Genomic DNA, 16,652 nt, shown 5'->3' with positions numbered 1-16,652 from the left:
GTCCATCGGCGGCCCCTATAGTCGTCACTCGTCGTGACGCCGGAGGAATTCGCGGATGACGCGAACAAATTCTTCCGGCTCTTCGCGCATCGGCACGTGAGCACTGTTTTCGAAGATGTGGAGTTCCGAACGCGAAACTTGCGCCTTGTAATAGGCGGTGGAGGCGGGAGACGCCTCGTCGTATCGTCCACAGGTAAACAGGCAAGGCATTTCCAGTTTGTGCAGGTCGGCAGTACAGTCGAAGTCTCGCAAGTTTCCAGTGGCACAAAATTCGGACGGTCCCCACATGGCGTTGTATACGTCTGCACCGAACATTCGAGCGCTCTCTGCCCGCTCTTCTGGTGTGCGTTCCAATCTGCAAACGTGGAGCCGTTCATAGGCTTTACTGGCTTCGCGGTATTCCTCAGTATTCGTCTGACCGCTCTCTTCGCAACGCAAAAGGGTGGCCTGAATTTCAACAGGCAATTCGGACCGGTAGTGATGAGCGTCTTCCAACCATCGCTTTGCACTGAGGCATGGGCCAGAAAAGATGGCACTTTGTACTCCGGAAGGGTGTTCTTTGATGAGATAGTCTGCCAACAGCATAGTCCCAAAGGAATGGCCAAAGAGATGAACGGTATCCAAATTCAGTACGCTCCGAACAGTGGCCAGTTCCTCCACAAATCGTTCCATCCTCCAGAGCGAGGCATCCGTTGGCCGTTGCGAAAATCCGCATCCTAATTGGTCATATAGAATGACTGGACGGTCGTCTCCAATCGTCTCGAGAATGGAGAGCGAGAGATGGGAACTGCCTGGACCGCCATGCAGTGCGAGTAGCGGAGCCTTCCCCGTACGCCCTGTCTGCCGATACCATACTCGTCCACCCGTCACGTTCACAAATCCTTCTTGATACATAAAAACATCCTCCCGCTACATCAAACTCTCTCCAGTGTAGCATTCACGCGAGAGATTCGTCTGTCGGCTTGTGCCCGTTGATGCAGAATTTCCGCGCACTCTCACAGAGCCCTTCGCTCTTGTTCCGTTGCGTGGGGAGAATTACCGAGCCATCGACTCTCTCGAGAAGTGGTCGCGAGCGGTCGGCGGATTTGAGTCATCACGGTGCTGGTCGCTAGGAGAAGGACCCAAAACATCTGGGTGTGTAGGAAAAAGAGTTGGGGGACACGATGCGTGACAAAATTCAGCAAGAACGTGGTTGGCAGCGACAAGAGTAGGAATTCAAGAGTGACAAGAGTCCGGAGGGACCACTGACGACGCCTCTTCGCCGAAGGATGCGCAAGATGGGTCGTCTCTGTCTTCGTGTCCAATGCAGTAGCCAATGTTGCCAAGATGGCCGGCAGGGCGAACATCATGTGCATCTCTTCAATGAGTGGGGAAAACAGGAGTGGGGTGAGGCTGGCGAGTGCCACATCCCAACGCTGATTTTGGCGCGTCCGCTGGGTCAGCCAGAGAATGAGGATGCCGCATGTCGCAGCAAATACCATGTAAATGGCTGTCTCTGTGCGGGGAGACAAGAGCATGACGTGGTGTTTCGTTAGCATGCCAAGCACGCCGAGAATCGATTGGTTGTAAGGAGCCGGGCCATTTTTCATGCTCGTCTGTCCGAATGCGACAAAATGGCGTGCATAGTAGACCAGGGACTGCGGGCCGAGAACGGCGATGTCCAGCAGAGATAGGACGGCGGTAAAGGTCAACGTGGAAAAGAACATCTTCCATTGCCGACGCAATAGCACATAGACAAGGATTGCGGCTGGCGTCACTTTGAAGACAATCGCGACCGCCAGAGGTAGCCCTGCCCAAAGAGGGCGCTTGCGCACATAGAGAAGGTAGAGTGACATCGCCACGAGACCAAAGAGGATGGAGTTGACATTGCCAGCAGCGAGATCGATCTGAGCAGGTGTGAGAATGGCAATGACCATCCACAATGCAAATAGTCGAATGCCGCGAAGTTGAGGCAATAAAAGTCGGATGAATAAAAAGACTCCAACAACATAACAAAACACGGATAAGGTCAACCACGCCAGAGCGGACTGAGAAAATGAGAGCAACCCAAGTGGGCTGAACAATAAAGCGAACTGCGGCGGGTAGACGTATTGGTTGTGAGGCAGAAGCAAAAATCCGTGGCGCAGCATAAAGCTCTGTTCTGCGCTGCGTGAATAGAGGCTACCACCTGCGGAAGCAGGGTGAAGAATCGCTAAAAAAGCGCGATAAAAGAATGCGTAATCATAGTGCAGCAGATGCATTCTGGCCATTCCAGACCACTCTGCCACAGTAGAGTACGTAGTCAATGCCACCATCAGGAGGAAGCCAACCCAAAGGATTCGTTTCGATGAGCGTCGTTTTAAATCCGAGGAACTGGAATTCGTGGAACGAGAAAACTGCACGGTGCAGAGGTCACCCTTTCTTTCGAGCCATGGGCGAGTGGAATGGGCAGCCAGACCACTTTAGGATTCAGTATAAACGTCCGCCGGGTAGAATCCGTCAACATTTGTTGGACAGAACATGATGAACTTGTGAAGATATGAGGTTTCATCTCTAAATACCGCCATGTTTTCGGATTTTTTTGGTGTAACATCCTTTTAAAAGGCGGGAAAATCGGGCACGCTGATGGAGTCGTCTCCAAGATGAACTTGTGCAGGGAGTGTTCAGAGTGGCATCGTTCGCTAGGGAATCATTCGGACCGTATCAATTCGCAGACTTACACCCGTCAATAGTTCAGAAGATTCAACAATTTGAAGCGGAGTTGTCTGGTGAGTTAGACGAGTCTTTGGTTTTAATTGCTTACCGTGAGATAGGACAATCCGCCTTGGAAGGAAAATCGGAAGGCAAAACCGTTCCTTTCGCAGACACGGCTCCTTCAGGTTGAAACCATGATTTCGTATCTTGTCATCAGTCCTGTTAGCATTAATTTTCGGGTTTGTCCAAATCAACGCGCCTCCTTTATGATGAGTGTGCAACGGGTCGAGAGCCCTTAAAACTCATCAAGGAGGCGCTACTTATGAAGCATAATCTAAGGGTCACCCGGAATCAACGCGTGGAGAGAATCACCGAGAAAACGTTGGTCCTTGGAGCCGACGGGTCCCTACGGGTTCAACTTAGCAAACTGGTGGGTGGATAAGGGTGTCGAGGTAGTATTCGTGACCCCGATAACGACCCATCGGAGCAAGGAGAACCGGGATAGCCTCCCCTCCAAGAGTGATCCGAAGGATGTGGCCGTCATCACAGACAGTGTGGCACGTGGATATTATAGCCCGTATCAACGAGAGCCCCCTCTCTTGCAGGCCCGACTCCCGGAGACCTTAAGGGGCTGTCCCCTCAGGATGTTGTGAATCGGTGGACCAGGCAAGAAATGCGTCGGCCTAGTGGCAAAAGAGGCCTTGACAAGGCAGTGAGATATTCATTCATCGGGAGGGCGCCGCTCACGCCGTTTGACGATGGTTTGCTCAGTTCAAAGCTGCAGGTGATCAATCTATGCCTGCACTCCTACAATCCTTAGCTCCAACCACGTTTAGGGCGAGATCCACCGCTTCCGAAGTGGTCAAACAGTTCACACAAAGATATACTATGTATATCTTTGTGTGAACGTGAAAAGGGGACATTTCTATGCAGGCGCGTGTATCGAAATGGGGAAACAGCTTGGGAATTAGAATTCCGGTAATGGCTGCTGAAGAAATGAGCCTCTCTGATGGAGAAGTTGTGGAATTGATCTTTCGAGATGGGGAGATCATCATCAAAAAGAAAGAATCCACGTTGGAGGATCTGGTCACACAGATCACGACAGACAATCGGCATGATGAGACCGATTTTGGAACGGTGGGGCGGGAATTACTATGACCTATACTCCGGATCGTGGGGATTTCATCTGGCTTCAGTTCTATCCCCAGGCAGGACACGAACAAGCCGGTCGTCGCCCCGCCCTCGTACTATCTCCTAAAACTTACAACGAGGCGGCCGGACTGGCACTTGTGTGTCCAATTACAAGTCGAGTAAAGGGATATCCGTTTGAAGTTAATTTGCTAGAAGAAGGTCTTGTCTCGGGTGTGGTATTGGCCGATCACGCTCGAAGCGTGGATTGGCTTGCGAGGGAAGCGTCGTATATTGGTTCGGCTCCAGAAACTGTACTGTCGAGCGTGAGACAGAAGCTTATTCTGCTTATCTGATTTTGGGATAAAAATCATACCGTATGACCTGTCACGATGAACCGTTCTATAAGTGAGAATCTTTAAAACCAGATTGCGTTATGCTCAAATTACCATCAAATCTACTTGCGTATACGGGTACGCATGTTCAAGAAGGCTCACACGTCAATGCTTATTGTTATGCTCGTTATGGCATCATTCGTCGTAGTTCGATCGGAAGCACCACTCTACCCAAACTGTCCAATCGCCGAGACACTCCGGTATACAAACTTCCATTTTGGATTTATTCGAAATAGATTTCAGGAGCGACAATAGTGTAGCCGATCACGGTGTTTGACGGTGGTTTGCTCACCGCCATTGACGGAACGGGTACAGCAAGGCTGCCTACATGGTCGTCGGCATCGATCCCGACGGACAAAGAGACGTGCTGGGGGTGTGGATGGCGAGGCTGCTGGCAGACAACCAACCGAACACACGTGAAAATGAGTTTACACAAAATACTTGACAGACCCCGGCTTTACACCGTCCTGGATAACTTCTCTCAACACAAACACGGAAGGTGGCAGACTGAGTTGAGAAAAACAACGTCGAGTTGGTCTGCACAGCAACCATACAGAGTTGGCTCGCGCCATTCAAGCACACCTTCGTTGGCGAAATAAGCACAAGCGGGGCGACCGGATCCTACGAGAGCAAAAGAAGATCAAGGTTGCCTGAAGGGGGACTAGCTCCTGTTTCATGTGCTTTTACGACATCGCTTTGTGCTTAGAAGCATTTGCCTTGACTTTCGAACCATCGATACTCACGCGTCCGGGTGATACATACCCCAGGCGACAGGCGATTCCAACGATGTCCCGAAACAACTTGGGGTAGCAGCTCCAGGTTGTTCCTACGAAAATCGCTGATGGTACGGAAATCAGGTTTGCCGCCTATGCCGCACAGCCAGCCTGTTTGAGCCAACGATTTAGGCTTCGCTGAGTGAACACAAGACTGAAGATGGTCTGAAATACCTCCAGGACAGCGACGCCCGCTTGTTTGCTGGCATGCGATTGCTTCAGGAGCCGTGCTATCCCGTAGTGCTTGGAGAAGGAAGACATCAAAGACTGAAGTTGATCTTGGTGCTGAAGTTCGCGTACCATAAGGCTAAACGTCCTCTTTTCCGTAGATTGTTGTCCTGTCAACATCATTCTACTAGAAAAATGGGGGTGTTTTTCGTTATAAAAACGCCGAAAACCCCAGTTGTACCAATGGTCTATCGGCTCAAATCGGGTGCGAAACTTGAGGTGCTTACTAAACGGCTCCTCCTCAAGCTGGATGAAACGCTGTGCAGAATTGTTACGTCAGATTCGTGGAAGGGGGCAATCGGGAATGCGATATAAGCAATGGCTAACAGCAGGTGTGGCGATGAGCGTTGTGGGCGGTCTTGCTGGCTGCGGCTCAACAGGCAACGATACGTCGCTTTCAGCGAATGTAACCAATGCGGCGACAGTGTCAAACAGTCTTGGGGGACAAGTTCAATCGAGCCATAACACGACAGTGACAAATTTCAAGCTAATGAATCCTACTAATATCCCGACGAACACCACAATTATCAACGGATCGATTGGCAATTCAAGCGTCGCAGACAGGGAGTCTAACCCCGCAGATAAGAGTCCGTCATGGCATCCAAATATGCCGACGAATGAGTCAATGGTCTCTCAAACACTAAGCAATAATGGTGACTTGAAAATCGTTGAATATCAATCGGAGAATAGCGGTATGCCACCTTCTGGAAATGGCTATGTACTGTATAAAGCAAATGGAACGTGGCAACAGTTGTACCATACAAAAATGGGCGAAGGGACATTTGCAGAACCCATGTGGTTCCAGATCGGGAATGTAAATTACGCAGTGCTCGCTGAAAATGTAAGTCCAGGTGACTGGAGCGGAGAAACGATGCAGATCGTGAGATTGACACAGGAAGGGCGTGGATGGAGCACCAAATTAGTGGTGAATCGGGATGTAAACAATGCCATTGTACTAGGAGTTAATTATCGAGACGGAAATTCCTTACTCATACAAAAATCGCATGTGCTAGGTGCATCACCGTCTATATATTCATTCTTTGACAATAAGGTTAATTTAACGCAAGTTTCGATTGATTACCCTAATAAAATCCCGAACAGTAAACTGTATACGCTACATGTCAAGGTGAAGTCCAATACAAAGTCAACAACAGTAAATTTGAGCGGTTCCACACAACCTTTGAGTCTGAAAGCGGGGCAAACGCTCGTTGTCCGTGAAACAGGAGATGCTTATCCGATATATGTGAGTGCAACTGCCGCATCCAACAGATATAGTAACAAAGATCTCAGGAAGGATTTTGAAGAGAGGATGTCTCCGTACCGAAAAGCGATATTGTTCAAAGCAGTTCACCCGTTCAATGGTTACTTATCGTTCTATGTGCATTTTGCGGGACCAAACGACGTCGGACAAACTGGCATCTCATCAGTACCGCTTGAAGTAAAATAAATGTTATTAACTCGCTGGCATCATAAGGTCTCCACTCAATGCTTACTTGGTGGGAGGGCTGACCGTGTTGGGTTTCAGCTTACTCTCTTTGTTTGGACGCGCCAATGATAAGTCTTAAGCAGTCAACGAAAAGGGGGGTTCCACATGTTGAAACGACTTGAAGGAACCGATGCTGAGGAATTTCAGCGTTTCGTTGGCGACGAGAATACCATTGTTCTTGTCGATGGGACTCCGTGTCTTGTAGCACGGTTACCTTTAATGAATGAGGTCGGATTGGAAATTGAATCAGACCGGGAATTGAAGGCATCGATCGAGCGGGCTAAACAAGATATTAAGGCTGGGCGGGTATATTCCACAGAGGAAGCCATTGAAATGTTGGAGCGCGGGGAAATCGAGCAATGATTGAACGAGTACAGTGGTCGTTGGAGTCGCTCCACTTTTTGCAAAACACAGAGAGTTTACATTTCACGGAAGATGAGACATCGGAGTATCGTCGCAAGCTTATGCGCGAGATCGAAAAGAAAATTACTCTCCTCGGAACAAGCATGCCATCCAACGAAGAACAGTATTTCGGTACATATCATGTGCTTGTTGGTCGCCACAAGGTATATTACTCTTTGGACCCCCCTTGGTACGGTTGCCTATATAGAGTCACTCAAACACATGTGCATGCAGTGAAGCTCTTTACCCTATGCTTCTTTGATGTAACGGAACTCGCCCTTGTGAATATATATCCAATGGTGAGGCGATAGCTGTTGCGCGGCTAACGGGCCGCTATGCGCAAGAAGGCATGCCCCGAGTTCACGCAAAAATGGTACAATAAATTCGAGGAATGACATGGGCGGTGATTAAATGTTGTGGTCTGAAGTACGTGAATTGTACCCCGAACGATGGGTGATGGTTACTGCCGTAGAATCACGCATAGAAAACGGTAAGCAGTATGTGGACGAGGTAGCTGTCATCCGACCGCTTCATGATGATAGAGATGCAAAGAAGGTACTCATGCAATGCTCAGGGGATACATTTGTTTACCACACTGTTAATCCGGAAATTGTAATTGAAATCATGCCTAACCCGTTGCTGAGGATCAATCATGCGCATTAAGGAATTGGATAACGGATTACTTGCAGCATCTTTAGAGATTACATATCTGGGAATCACGCATACTGTCGAAGATGTAGTAGTCGATACTGGTGCTGTTCGAACGATACTGCATGTTGATGCGGTCGAAGTGCTTGACATTAATCCCAGCCCTACTGATCCGATTTCTCGATTACAGGGTGTTGGTGGCGATGACTTCAGTTTTCGTAGGCGCATGGATCGCATTCGATTCGTCGATTTTTCCGTTGACGGAATGATGCTTGACTTTGGACGTATAGAGAGTATCAACGGGCTTATTGGGTTAGATGTTCTACGCGTCGGCGGATTCACCTTAGATTTGTTCGAATTAGAGGTTCACCGAGTATCGGGTAGATAAAATAGATAACACTTGAAATACGCATCAAATGCCGGGTATGTTGTATGAATATTCAGTGTTGCCTGGTTGCCCGTTATCGCACATTTGGGCCGTAATACGACATTGCACTGACTCGCTAATCATTGCAAAATGGTATAATCCAAGAAATGAAAACGGGTGGACGGTGATAGGTATGTTATGGTCGGAGGTTCGAGAATTGTACCCGAGCCAATTTGTCTATCTTGAGGATTTGCAGTCTCACATAGAGGATGGAAAGCTTTATGTGGATGAGGTAGCCATCATCCGCCCTCTCATTGATTCTCACGAAGCTCTTCAAGCACTCAAGGCAGCAAAGGCAAATAAGTTTATTTACCATACATCCAACGAGAAAATTGTAATGGATGTCGTCATGAAACCGATGGTTCGGGGAATTCGCTCATGAAATTAAGTGTCGTCAATGGTATTCTGTTGTCTCCATTAACGATTTCCCACAAACGGAAAAGCATAACGCTTGAATCCATGATTATTGACACAGGCTCCGCACATACATGGGTTAATTTGGACGTTGTCGAGAATGTTTTGGATGTAGGTCCCGAGGAAGGTGATCATATTGTCACCGCATTCGGAATTGGTGGTCGAGATGTAGCCAACAGGAAACGAATTGATCAGGTTCAATTTGACAACTTTATTGCCCAGCGATTTCAAGTTGATTTTGGACGGTTGGACGTTGATATCCATGGTCTAATCGGATTGGATCTTTTAACCGCAGGAAACTTCATTATCAACCTTGCAAAGATGGAAGTTTATCAAGAACATTCGTGAATAACTATTCACTTTCCTTGAGATAACCATGTTGAACTATGGGGCCGAAGTGTTCAATTGCAACCCAAACGAAAACGCTAGAAGCCATTCCTGTAATGAATTAATTTCGGGTTTGAAACAAAAAGAGCGCCTCCTGTATGCTGGGTTCCGAATGGTAGACATTCATTCCCTAATTGAGGAGGACGCTCAAGTGAAGTATAAGATGCAGCAGAAGCAAAATCAACGAATTCAACAAATGACCGACGCTACCATCATTGTGGGAGCGGACATTGCAAAGCAAACGCATGTCGCGAGAGCCCTTGACTTCCGGGGGATTGAGCTCGGTAAGGAATGCGTTTTTAACAACGATGATGAGGGTCTGACGAAACTCGTAACGTGGATGAAGGAGTTGCAACCGCTCCACGGCAAGACGGATATCGTCTTTGGCTTTGAGCCGACCGGACACTACTGGTTCCCGTTAGCTGCCTTCATGCAAGACTTAAACGTTCGATTCGTGCTTGTGAATCCGCACCACGTCAACAAGAGCAAAGAGTTGGAGGATAACTCGCCGACGAAGAACGACTATAAGGATGCCAAGGTCATTGCGAATCTCGTGAAAGACGGCAAATACACCGAGCCTAAACTTCCAACTGGTGTTTATGCGGATTTACGAATCCTCATGAACCTGAGAGAAAAGGTCATGGTGAACTTGGGTCAGGTACAGCGGCGGATTCAGAACTGGCTTGACCGGTTCTTTCCGGAATACACAGAGGTGTTCAAGGACTGGGAAGGCAAAGCATCTCTCATTACGCTGCGTCAGTGTCCTTTTCCACAGGAGCTTGTCTCACTAGGTGCCAGTGGGATTGTGAGTCAGTGGAAAAGTGGTGGAATAAAGCGTGCTGTCGGCATGAAACGAGCCCAACGGCTTGTCAGAATCGCTGAAAGGTCGATTGGTCTGAAAGAGGGGCTCACGGCTGCTCGCTTGGAACTGACGGCTTTGCTAGAACAGTATGAGCTATTCACCCGGCAGCGTGATGAAATCATGGTGCAAGTGGAACAATTGCTTGGCCGGATTCCAGGCACTCAAGACATGCTGAGTGTGCCAGGGATGGGTGTGACGACGCTGGCTGGTGTTGCTGCTTGCATTGTTTGTCGGTGAAATTCCCACTGTCATTGTCATCTGGAATTCATGGTCCATTCTTGCGAAAATGGCGGATAGGAGCCCATCCAAAAATAGACGGACTCCGGTCGCCAGCTACCTTTCGATCCGGACAGCGTAGGCTTCTTTCGCATCTAGGATGAATCGGACATCGCCCAGCGTTATATGCCAGGTTTCATCGTGTCCAATCCGCCCTTGCAAATAACGGTCGCCTAGATGAAAGGCTACACTCTCTCCGTTTTTTAGCCACCATGCTCCTTGACTGTCTTCAAATCGCCATTGCAAAACATTCGCGTCATAGAGTAGTTTTCCGAATCGTTTCATCCATTCACCTCCAACCAAGCGCTCTCCACATGGGTCAACCCTACAACCTGCTCACCTTGCATGGCCACGTTCAGTCATGCTGCTTTGCAAATACTATTGACGACACGTGGCACGCCTTTACTTAACTTTGCAATCTGCGCTATGGCATCAGAGGCAAAAACCATACGTTCTTCACCCACTCGAAGCAGTTGTTCTTTCATGTAAAACGACAGCTCTTCATGCGTCATCGGTGTCATCGCGTAGCGCATTTCAATGCGCTGGGCCAGTGGAGCAAGGACACGTAACCGCAATGTTTCGCGTAACTCTGTTTGGCCCACCAACCACAACGACAGCGGAGAGAACGAGTCGGTTCGGAAATTGAGCAGGAACCTCAATTGGCCAAGGAACAGTGGATTCAGGTCATGCGCTTCGTCAATCACCACCACAACTTGTTGCCCAGCCGCATGGTTATCTTCAAGCGCCTGTTGCACGAGCGCATGGTTCTCGGTGTAACGAAATCGAGGTTCAATGTGTAATTTCTCAAGCAAGATACGCACGAGTGTCTGCGACGTCAGTCCTGCGCTTGCCACGTAAATCGGGCGGTAGTGTGCGTTGTCTAAACGGTGCATAGCCGCGCGCACAGCTGTCGTTTTGCCCATGCCTGTGTCTCCCGTGACGAGTGCCAGTTGGCGGTGTTCTGCGGCAAACAACAAGCGTGCCGTGACCTCGCTGTGCGCTTGGAAGGAAACAAGGGAATCTACAGGGATTTCACGGTTAAATGGGTCCGTCGTCCACCCAAAATGCTTGGCAATCCTTTCGAGTCACCGCGCTTTCCGCTGTAGGATGTGGGTCGCACCCGACCCTTGCGCGCCGCTTCGTCTCGTACCTTCAAAGTATCGAGAAATGAACTGCCTGTTTCGTCATGGGCTACATCGACTGGAACCTGGTCGTGAGCCAACTTTTTATCGGTGTGTCGACGCATTTTCAGTGGCGTCGCATTGGCATATCGCTTACCCTCAAACCACACTTGGATGTCGCGTAAATCGTAGGGGTCATAGCGAATCTGCACCTTGCTACGGACGAGTGCGGGTTCCACTTCGTACGTATTGCCTTGCACTGAAATACAGGCCGTTTTGTCTACCTTTGCTTCTGCTGTCCGTAAAAACGCCTGCTGTAAGACAAGTGGGTCGACGAGTCGCAGTGGGCCAGCTTCCTGTACCGCTTGGGCGGGACGTTTTTTGAGCGTACTATGCACACGTTGGTGATACATTGGTTCCAGCCACGCTTGGAAGTAGGCATTCAGTTCATCGAGGTTCGCAATCTTTCCTTGTCGCACGCACAACTCTGCCTCAGGACGAAAGGCACGTTCCACATACCCGAACCATTTTTCAATCTTGCCGCGTCCCTGGGGCTTGTATTGGGTAGAGTGAACCACCTGGAACTTCAAACGAGCAGCAATCTCTGTCAGGTGTGTCGCTTGAAAAACGGGACCATTATCGCAGTAGTATTTTTCTGGCGTTCCGTATTTGGAAATCGCTCTCTTCAAAGTCTCCTCGAGTGTCGGGAGATTCTCGCGAAAGAAGTAAGAGGCTTCGCAGATATACCGCGATTTGTCGTCAAGCACCGCAAACAAACGGGCCACGCGCATCTGTCCGTTCATGTGCGGGTCAGGAACGCGTAACGAATCGCAGACATCGCTTTGCCAGACCTCGTGGACACGCGTGGCCGTGTAACGTTGCCACACTTGGGATTTGCGAATCGCTTTGGCACGGGCAAGGCCTGCTTTTCGTAAGTGCGCGGACAGCGTGCTTCTCTTCAAAAAGCCCGGCGGGACCATCCCTTCCATTTCAAGCATGGTCATGAGTTGTTCCACCGTGCGCGCCGGTTGTTCACGGCGCAATACCAGCGCCCGGTCAATCACCGCTTGTGGCAGAGCGCGTGGACGGTTGCGGTCATCACGTGCTTGGGGATACAGAGCGTCGAGCCCACCTTTACGGTAAAGGGCCATGTATCGCTCGAGCGAACGAATGGAAAGACGTTTTTGGTCCCCACCTGGCATGTCATAGACTCGGCTAGCTGCTCGTTCCAACTGTGCCTGCAGTGCACCACGGTGTACATTTTGTAGGAGTGGTGCAATCAGTTCATAGCGAAACAGAGCGATTTGGCGTCGTTCATGGTCCTTCATGAAATCTCTCCTCAGCTTTTGGGATATTCCCATTGTTGAGGTGTCGCGGCGTGCGCACTAGAGATCACTTTGTGTGGGATGAATGCGCAGTCTACGGAAAATGACCCGGTGTAAGGCCATACGAAACCCTGTTTACCGACACCGATGGGGAGAACAGGTAGACCATGGTGCGGAGTGTGTTCCATGCGGCGCTCATACCGTACCCGCCGACGTCATGCCATTGTTCGCCCATGGCATAGAAAAAGCAGACGGTGCGGTCGCGAACGGAGTGTGGAATACTTGGGATGAGACACGTTGGTTCCGCAGACAACACGAGTGCAGTGAACCGGGCCGTAATGCGTTGAATCTGCTGTGCACCACGAACGTACCATCGTTTCAACGTCTGCGTAGATAGTGGACCCAAGGGAGAAGGAATGGACTCGGTCACTTTGGCATAACTCCGTCCGCTGCCAAGCCTAGACACCACGGCGTCCTGTACCGAAATGGCAACACGTTGGTACGGGGCAACCATTTCCGGCAGTAGACCGAAAGTCTTGTGACAGGTAGGGCAATGGCGACGATGAATACACAGGACTTCACTGAAGTCCTCAAAATGGATGACACGAGGATAGAATCCATGACCATGCGTTCGCGGATTTGCGCAGTGAATACAAGGACTGTCTACAGGGAGAAGCGAGGCCACAAAAGATAGATAGCAATCTTTCAGATGACCCGGCATGATTGAATTGACACGTTGGCCAATGAGACATACGATGGGCATGTACCTTGCCTTAGGGCAGTCGATTTGGATACGGATGAGGCCTCGAAAACCAGTACATCCGTGGTCCAGCCAAATGGAAACGCCACTTGGAACCTACCCGGTCCTAGTGGCGTTTTCTACAATTAACGACAAATTCCTCTTCATCCTACACAAATGTAGACAGATTTCAGTCGATTTGCCCAATCGGTAAAGGGATGTTTTTGTTCTACGCTACGCTTCTAACAAAAACATCCCTTTACCGACAGAGATCTCTAGCAGTTATGCCGTCAACGGTGTCATCTAATGTGAGCATAAACAGCTGGGTTCTTGGCTGAAGTAGGCGACCTAAAGGGATACGACCATGGACAACAAATCATTCGACTTGCTGGACTGAATCTGAAAGAGAACAGTTCCGGCAAGAGAAAAGGGAAAACTGGCATCTCCAAACGAGGACGCTCCCGGTTGAGGGCATTACTCTTCCGGGCGATACTACCGATGGTGGCTATGAACCCAGAGTTCAAGGCATTGCACCATTATTACACGACACGACCGTGCAATCCCTTGAAGAAGAAGCAGTCGTTAATTGCACTATGCGGGAAACTGATACGTGTCCTGCACACATTGGGGACAAAGCAAGTTCAATGCAACGCTGAGGATTTACTGGGACCGCTTCGGAAGTCCCAACTACAGATGGCAGCTTAACCGATTTAAACTCGTTTGTTCGATTGACTCGCTTGTACACGATGACCTACCAAGACAAACTGAAGCACGGATAAGCCGTAGTAACCATTCCATAAGGGCAACGACCCAGTAAAGGAGCAAGAAACGGCATCCACCCCTTGAGAGGTAGTACGAAGGAATGTGAGGGCATAGACCCAGTGTGACATGGGAGGGTAAACCGCAAGAGAACGTGTGGACATCCAAAGGTGCGAACATATTTTTGTTCCACGTATTGGTCACATAACGCCAATCTCTGTTCCTGCAACCGAGTACCCGTTTGAGTATTGGAACATTTAGCATTCCGGCATTCCTCTCAAAATGTCAAGGTGCGAAATCGTGAGAATGAGAGAGTAAATAGAAGAAAACATTAATTCTTAGTGGGAGAATCCTGGATTGAAGCAACAATCACGTCGTCCGGAAAATGTACGATCGATTTCGGAACCCCAGTGATGTGATGTTGTAGGCGTAGGCACTGCATGAATATCGGTTAAGGGACTCGGCGTGCTTACTGCAGTAATGGGCCGGAATGTGCAAGATAATCCGTTTTGACTCTTTACCAAATTCGCCTAACAAGGTACCATATAGTGGTGGAGATGTACGGAAGGAGCATGGACCTTAATGGGAGATATCCTTTAATGGCTGAGTAACTGCATGGATATAGTTGCTTCCTTTGGTTGAAGGGGTTAATTGTGTCCATATTCACTCATACCATTATAGGAACGCTGGGGTCATGTGCTATAAATGCCAAACGCCAAGCGAATGCCTATGTCGGTATTCGTCTTTTTTGTTTGGTTAACTACATCTCCAATAGTGCTTGTTCAGCGTTTCTAAAAAGGGGATGCTTTTTATGAAACGATTAACGAATAAGATTGCGATTGTTACTGGTGCTAGCCGAGTAAACGGAATTGGTACTGCAATATGTCGAGAATTAGCCAGAGAAGGAGCAGATATTTTTTTTACTCATTGGTCAAGGTATGACCGCCAGATGAAGTATTTCATTGAGGATGATTCCGCTTGGTCACAGCATTTGATGAAGGAGATCCGAAGCCTTGGAGTCCGATGCGAATCGATGGAATTGGACTTATCGCAACCAGATGCCCCGAGACAACTGCTCGATGAAGTTCATGAGAAATTAGGTTCTCCATCAATTCTTGTTAATAATGCGACACATTCTGTTGACGTGGATTTTCGTTCGATTAGTGCGGAAATTCTCGATGCCCATTACAGTGTGAATGTAAGAGGAACGTGTCTTTTAACTGTAGATTTTGCTCGCCAAATCGAGGGCAAACATGGTGGGCGAATCATTAACATGGTGTCAGGGCAAGACAAATCACCTGAGCCGGGCAATTTGGCATACGTTTCAACAAAAGGTGCGATTTCCACTTTTACCGAAACAGTCGCTCTCGAATTGGCACCACTTAAAATCACGGTTAATGCTGTAGATCCTGGACCGACAGACTCTGGGTGGATGAGTAGCGAATTAAAAGAGTTTTTATTGCCAAAATTCCCGATGGGTCGAATTGGGGAACCACGTGATGTGGCAAAGTTAATCGTTTTTCTTGCGAGTGATGAGTCCGAATGGATTACCGGGCAAATTATTCACTCCGATGGTGGCTTCTGGTGATGTAGCATTCTCGGTCGCCCCCTGCAGTTTGTTCTTCAACTAAAGGGGGCTGAACTCGAAGCAGGATTTGCTCCCGTCCGTGCATAAATATCGATCAAGGAATTTTCTGGGTTCCAACGCTATCGGGCCGTAATCCTGAAGAAGGGTCTACCTTTAGTGCAACAAAGATGCCACTGTTGATTGCTTAAATGTGGTACCTTTAAGTTAGCAGAGTTGACAGGGAGGGGTTAGGGTGAAGTGGTCCGAGGTGCGTCAAAGCTTTCCTAATCAGTTCGTATTAGTCGAGGAACTAGCGTCGCATATCGAAAACGATAGCGTGTACGTAGATGATGTTGCGGTGGTACGTGGCGTTCCTGATGATGAGGCTACAAAAACCCTAATGCAGTGCAAGGACAAACTGTTCGTCTACCATACAAACAGTGACTCAATTGTTATTGAACTTCGACGAAGACCAGGTCTAAGGGGTCGATTTAGTGCGCATTGAATATTCCGCTGGGCTGTTGCTTGCCTCTTTAACGATCACGTATAGGGGCAAAAGCAAAATTATTGAGCGTATGGCGATTGATACAGGAGCTGCTCACACCATCATCGTGTCCGATGCGGTCGACGATATAGGAATCGCTTTTAAAATCGGAGACCCCATAAATCGGTCTTTCGGTGTTGGTGGAACGGACTACGCATTTGAGAAAACTGTTGACAGTCTGGAGTTCGGTGAATTCCTCATGACAAGTAAGCAATTGGACTTTGGGCAGATTGATTGGGATATTAACGGCTTGATCGGCCTAGATATCCTAATTACAGGGCGATTTATCATCGATTTAGATAATATGGATATTACAAATAAAAATGACTAAGGAACTCACTCATAAAAGTGAAGCACAAACACGGAATAAGGGCTAGCTGCATGAATATTTACTGCTCAAGCCCTTTCTTATTAGGCTAAAGGGCCGGATTGCGACAGAACGCGCAATGGTCGGAGGCGACAGTCATGCTCTGCATTTTTGGCGGGTTGACGAATCAG

The 16,652-nt window shown here is 48.8% G+C and carries 18 protein-coding genes and 2 pseudogenes; 13 read left to right on the top strand and 7 right to left on the bottom strand.

The annotated features are described in order from the left end of the window. Positions 1-24: 24 nt before the first annotated feature. Positions 25-894 carry a proline iminopeptidase-family hydrolase gene (locus M4I36_RS06700; protein WP_258110960.1) on the bottom strand — a complete coding sequence of 290 codons (870 nt, stop codon included), beginning with the start codon at positions 892-894 and terminating at the stop codon, positions 25-27. A 101-nt stretch (positions 895-995) separates the two neighbouring features. After that, on the bottom strand, positions 996-2,294 hold the full coding sequence (locus tag M4I36_RS06695; protein ID WP_258110959.1) for a glycosyltransferase family 87 protein: 1,299 nt from the start codon (positions 2,292-2,294) through the stop codon (positions 996-998). 353 nt (positions 2,295-2,647) lie between these two features. On the opposite strand from M4I36_RS06695, the gene M4I36_RS06690 reads away from it, so the two are divergent. From M4I36_RS06690 to mazF, 4 genes are all read left to right on the top strand, one after another. Then, positions 2,648-2,863, top strand: coding sequence for a hypothetical protein (locus tag M4I36_RS06690; protein WP_258110958.1), 216 nt, complete (start codon positions 2,648-2,650; stop codon positions 2,861-2,863). A gap of 199 nt (positions 2,864-3,062) precedes the next feature. After that, entirely contained in the window at positions 3,063-3,326 is a 264-nt protein-coding gene (locus tag M4I36_RS06685; RefSeq protein WP_483860617.1) for an IS110 family transposase, read from the top strand. A gap of 274 nt (positions 3,327-3,600) precedes the next feature. Continuing rightward, the gene (locus M4I36_RS06680) at positions 3,601-3,831 is read left to right on the top strand and encodes an AbrB/MazE/SpoVT family DNA-binding domain-containing protein (RefSeq protein ID WP_258110956.1); all 231 of its coding nucleotides are present in this window, start codon (positions 3,601-3,603) and stop codon (positions 3,829-3,831) included. After that, positions 3,828-4,157, top strand: a complete 330-nt coding sequence (mazF, locus tag M4I36_RS06675) for an endoribonuclease MazF (RefSeq protein WP_258110955.1) — start codon at positions 3,828-3,830, stop codon at positions 4,155-4,157. The genes M4I36_RS06680 and mazF overlap by 4 nt, the downstream gene beginning before the upstream one ends. 905 nt (positions 4,158-5,062) lie before the next feature. On the opposite strand, the gene M4I36_RS06670 is transcribed toward mazF, so the two are convergent. Continuing rightward, positions 5,063-5,272 (bottom strand): hypothetical protein, encoded by a 210-nt coding sequence (locus M4I36_RS06670; protein ID WP_258110954.1) that lies wholly within the window; start codon positions 5,270-5,272, stop codon positions 5,063-5,065. A 229-nt stretch (positions 5,273-5,501) separates the two neighbouring features. Here M4I36_RS06670 and M4I36_RS06665 point away from each other — a divergent pair, with 229 nt between their 5' ends. The 6 genes and pseudogenes from M4I36_RS06665 to M4I36_RS06640 all read left to right on the top strand — a co-directional run. After that, entirely contained in the window at positions 5,502-6,644 is a 1,143-nt protein-coding gene (locus M4I36_RS06665; protein ID WP_258110953.1) for a hypothetical protein, read from the top strand. Between the two features lie 144 nt (positions 6,645-6,788). Continuing rightward, positions 6,789-7,046: a hypothetical protein gene (locus M4I36_RS06660; protein ID WP_258110952.1), complete on the top strand. Its 258-nt coding sequence runs from the start codon at positions 6,789-6,791 to the stop codon at positions 7,044-7,046. Positions 7,047-7,737: 691 nt separating this feature from the next. Further along, positions 7,738-8,121: an aspartyl protease family protein gene (locus M4I36_RS06655; RefSeq protein WP_258110951.1), complete on the top strand. Its 384-nt coding sequence runs from the start codon at positions 7,738-7,740 to the stop codon at positions 8,119-8,121. A 172-nt stretch (positions 8,122-8,293) separates the two neighbouring features. Further along, on the top strand, positions 8,294-8,542 hold the full coding sequence (locus M4I36_RS06650) for a hypothetical protein (RefSeq protein WP_258110950.1): 249 nt from the start codon (positions 8,294-8,296) through the stop codon (positions 8,540-8,542). Then, the gene (locus tag M4I36_RS06645) at positions 8,539-8,922 is read left to right on the top strand and encodes a retropepsin-like aspartic protease (RefSeq protein ID WP_258110949.1); all 384 of its coding nucleotides are present in this window, start codon (positions 8,539-8,541) and stop codon (positions 8,920-8,922) included. Before M4I36_RS06650 ends, M4I36_RS06645 begins: the two co-directional genes overlap by 4 nt. Before the next feature lie 190 nt (positions 8,923-9,112). Then, positions 9,113-10,042: pseudogene (locus M4I36_RS06640) on the top strand (IS110 family transposase); the annotation flags it as partial. 114 nt (positions 10,043-10,156) lie between these two features. Here the strand turns inward: M4I36_RS06640 and M4I36_RS06635 are convergent. The 4 genes from M4I36_RS06635 to M4I36_RS16835 form a co-directional block, all read right to left on the bottom strand. Further along, positions 10,157-10,384, bottom strand: a complete 228-nt coding sequence (locus M4I36_RS06635; RefSeq protein WP_258110947.1) for a DUF5348 domain-containing protein — start codon at positions 10,382-10,384, stop codon at positions 10,157-10,159. 74 nt (positions 10,385-10,458) lie between these two features. Beyond that, positions 10,459-11,073, bottom strand: a complete 615-nt coding sequence (locus tag M4I36_RS06630; RefSeq protein ID WP_258110981.1) for an ExeA family protein — start codon at positions 11,071-11,073, stop codon at positions 10,459-10,461. 47 nt (positions 11,074-11,120) lie between these two features. Next, positions 11,121-12,548 carry a DDE-type integrase/transposase/recombinase gene (locus tag M4I36_RS06625; RefSeq protein WP_258110946.1) on the bottom strand — a complete coding sequence of 476 codons (1,428 nt, stop codon included), beginning with the start codon at positions 12,546-12,548 and terminating at the stop codon, positions 11,121-11,123. A 91-nt stretch (positions 12,549-12,639) separates the two neighbouring features. Then, on the bottom strand, positions 12,640-13,266 hold the full coding sequence (locus M4I36_RS16835) for a DUF6431 domain-containing protein (RefSeq protein ID WP_374985650.1): 627 nt from the start codon (positions 13,264-13,266) through the stop codon (positions 12,640-12,642). A gap of 342 nt (positions 13,267-13,608) precedes the next feature. On the opposite strand from M4I36_RS16835, the pseudogene M4I36_RS06615 reads away from it, so the two are divergent. The 3 genes and pseudogenes from M4I36_RS06615 to M4I36_RS06605 all read left to right on the top strand — a co-directional run. Further along, a pseudogene (locus tag M4I36_RS06615) lies at positions 13,609-13,989 on the top strand (transposase); the annotation flags it as partial. An 865-nt stretch (positions 13,990-14,854) separates the two neighbouring features. After that, positions 14,855-15,631 (top strand): SDR family oxidoreductase, encoded by a 777-nt coding sequence (locus tag M4I36_RS06610; RefSeq protein ID WP_258110944.1) that lies wholly within the window; start codon positions 14,855-14,857, stop codon positions 15,629-15,631. 473 nt (positions 15,632-16,104) lie between these two features. Further along, positions 16,105-16,485: an aspartyl protease family protein gene (locus tag M4I36_RS06605; protein WP_258110943.1), complete on the top strand. Its 381-nt coding sequence runs from the start codon at positions 16,105-16,107 to the stop codon at positions 16,483-16,485. The last annotated feature ends 167 nt before the right edge of the window (positions 16,486-16,652 follow it).

The sequence above is a fragment of the Alicyclobacillus sp. SP_1 genome (assembly GCF_024706985.1).
In the GTDB taxonomy this organism is placed as follows: Bacteria; Bacillota; Bacilli; order Alicyclobacillales; family Alicyclobacillaceae; genus Alicyclobacillus_I.
Note: the sequence above shows the minus strand (reverse complement) of the source record. Positions and strands in the feature narration are given on the sequence as shown.

Excerpts from the sequence above, each read along its gene's own strand:
- M4I36_RS06700 (WP_258110960.1), bottom strand. The coding sequence starts at position 894 with ATGTATCAAGAAGGATTTGTGAACGTGACGGGTGGACGAGTATGGTAT.
- M4I36_RS06695 (WP_258110959.1), bottom strand. The coding sequence starts at position 2,294 with ATGGTGGCATTGACTACGTACTCTACTGTGGCAGAGTGGTCTGGAATG.
- M4I36_RS06680 (WP_258110956.1), top strand. The coding sequence starts at position 3,601 with ATGCAGGCGCGTGTATCGAAATGGGGAAACAGCTTGGGAATTAGAATT.
- mazF (WP_258110955.1), top strand. The coding sequence starts at position 3,828 with ATGACCTATACTCCGGATCGTGGGGATTTCATCTGGCTTCAGTTCTAT.
- M4I36_RS06670 (WP_258110954.1), bottom strand. The coding sequence starts at position 5,272 with ATGGTACGCGAACTTCAGCACCAAGATCAACTTCAGTCTTTGATGTCT.
- M4I36_RS06665 (WP_258110953.1), top strand. The coding sequence starts at position 5,502 with ATGCGATATAAGCAATGGCTAACAGCAGGTGTGGCGATGAGCGTTGTG.
- M4I36_RS06660 (WP_258110952.1), top strand. The coding sequence starts at position 6,789 with ATGTTGAAACGACTTGAAGGAACCGATGCTGAGGAATTTCAGCGTTTC.
- M4I36_RS06655 (WP_258110951.1), top strand. The coding sequence starts at position 7,738 with ATGCGCATTAAGGAATTGGATAACGGATTACTTGCAGCATCTTTAGAG.
- M4I36_RS06650 (WP_258110950.1), top strand. The coding sequence starts at position 8,294 with ATGTTATGGTCGGAGGTTCGAGAATTGTACCCGAGCCAATTTGTCTAT.
- M4I36_RS06645 (WP_258110949.1), top strand. The coding sequence starts at position 8,539 with ATGAAATTAAGTGTCGTCAATGGTATTCTGTTGTCTCCATTAACGATT.
- M4I36_RS06635 (WP_258110947.1), bottom strand. The coding sequence starts at position 10,384 with ATGAAACGATTCGGAAAACTACTCTATGACGCGAATGTTTTGCAATGG.
- M4I36_RS06625 (WP_258110946.1), bottom strand. The coding sequence starts at position 12,548 with ATGAAGGACCATGAACGACGCCAAATCGCTCTGTTTCGCTATGAACTG.
- M4I36_RS16835 (WP_374985650.1), bottom strand. The coding sequence starts at position 13,266 with ATGCCGGGTCATCTGAAAGATTGCTATCTATCTTTTGTGGCCTCGCTT.
- M4I36_RS06610 (WP_258110944.1), top strand. The coding sequence starts at position 14,855 with ATGAAACGATTAACGAATAAGATTGCGATTGTTACTGGTGCTAGCCGA.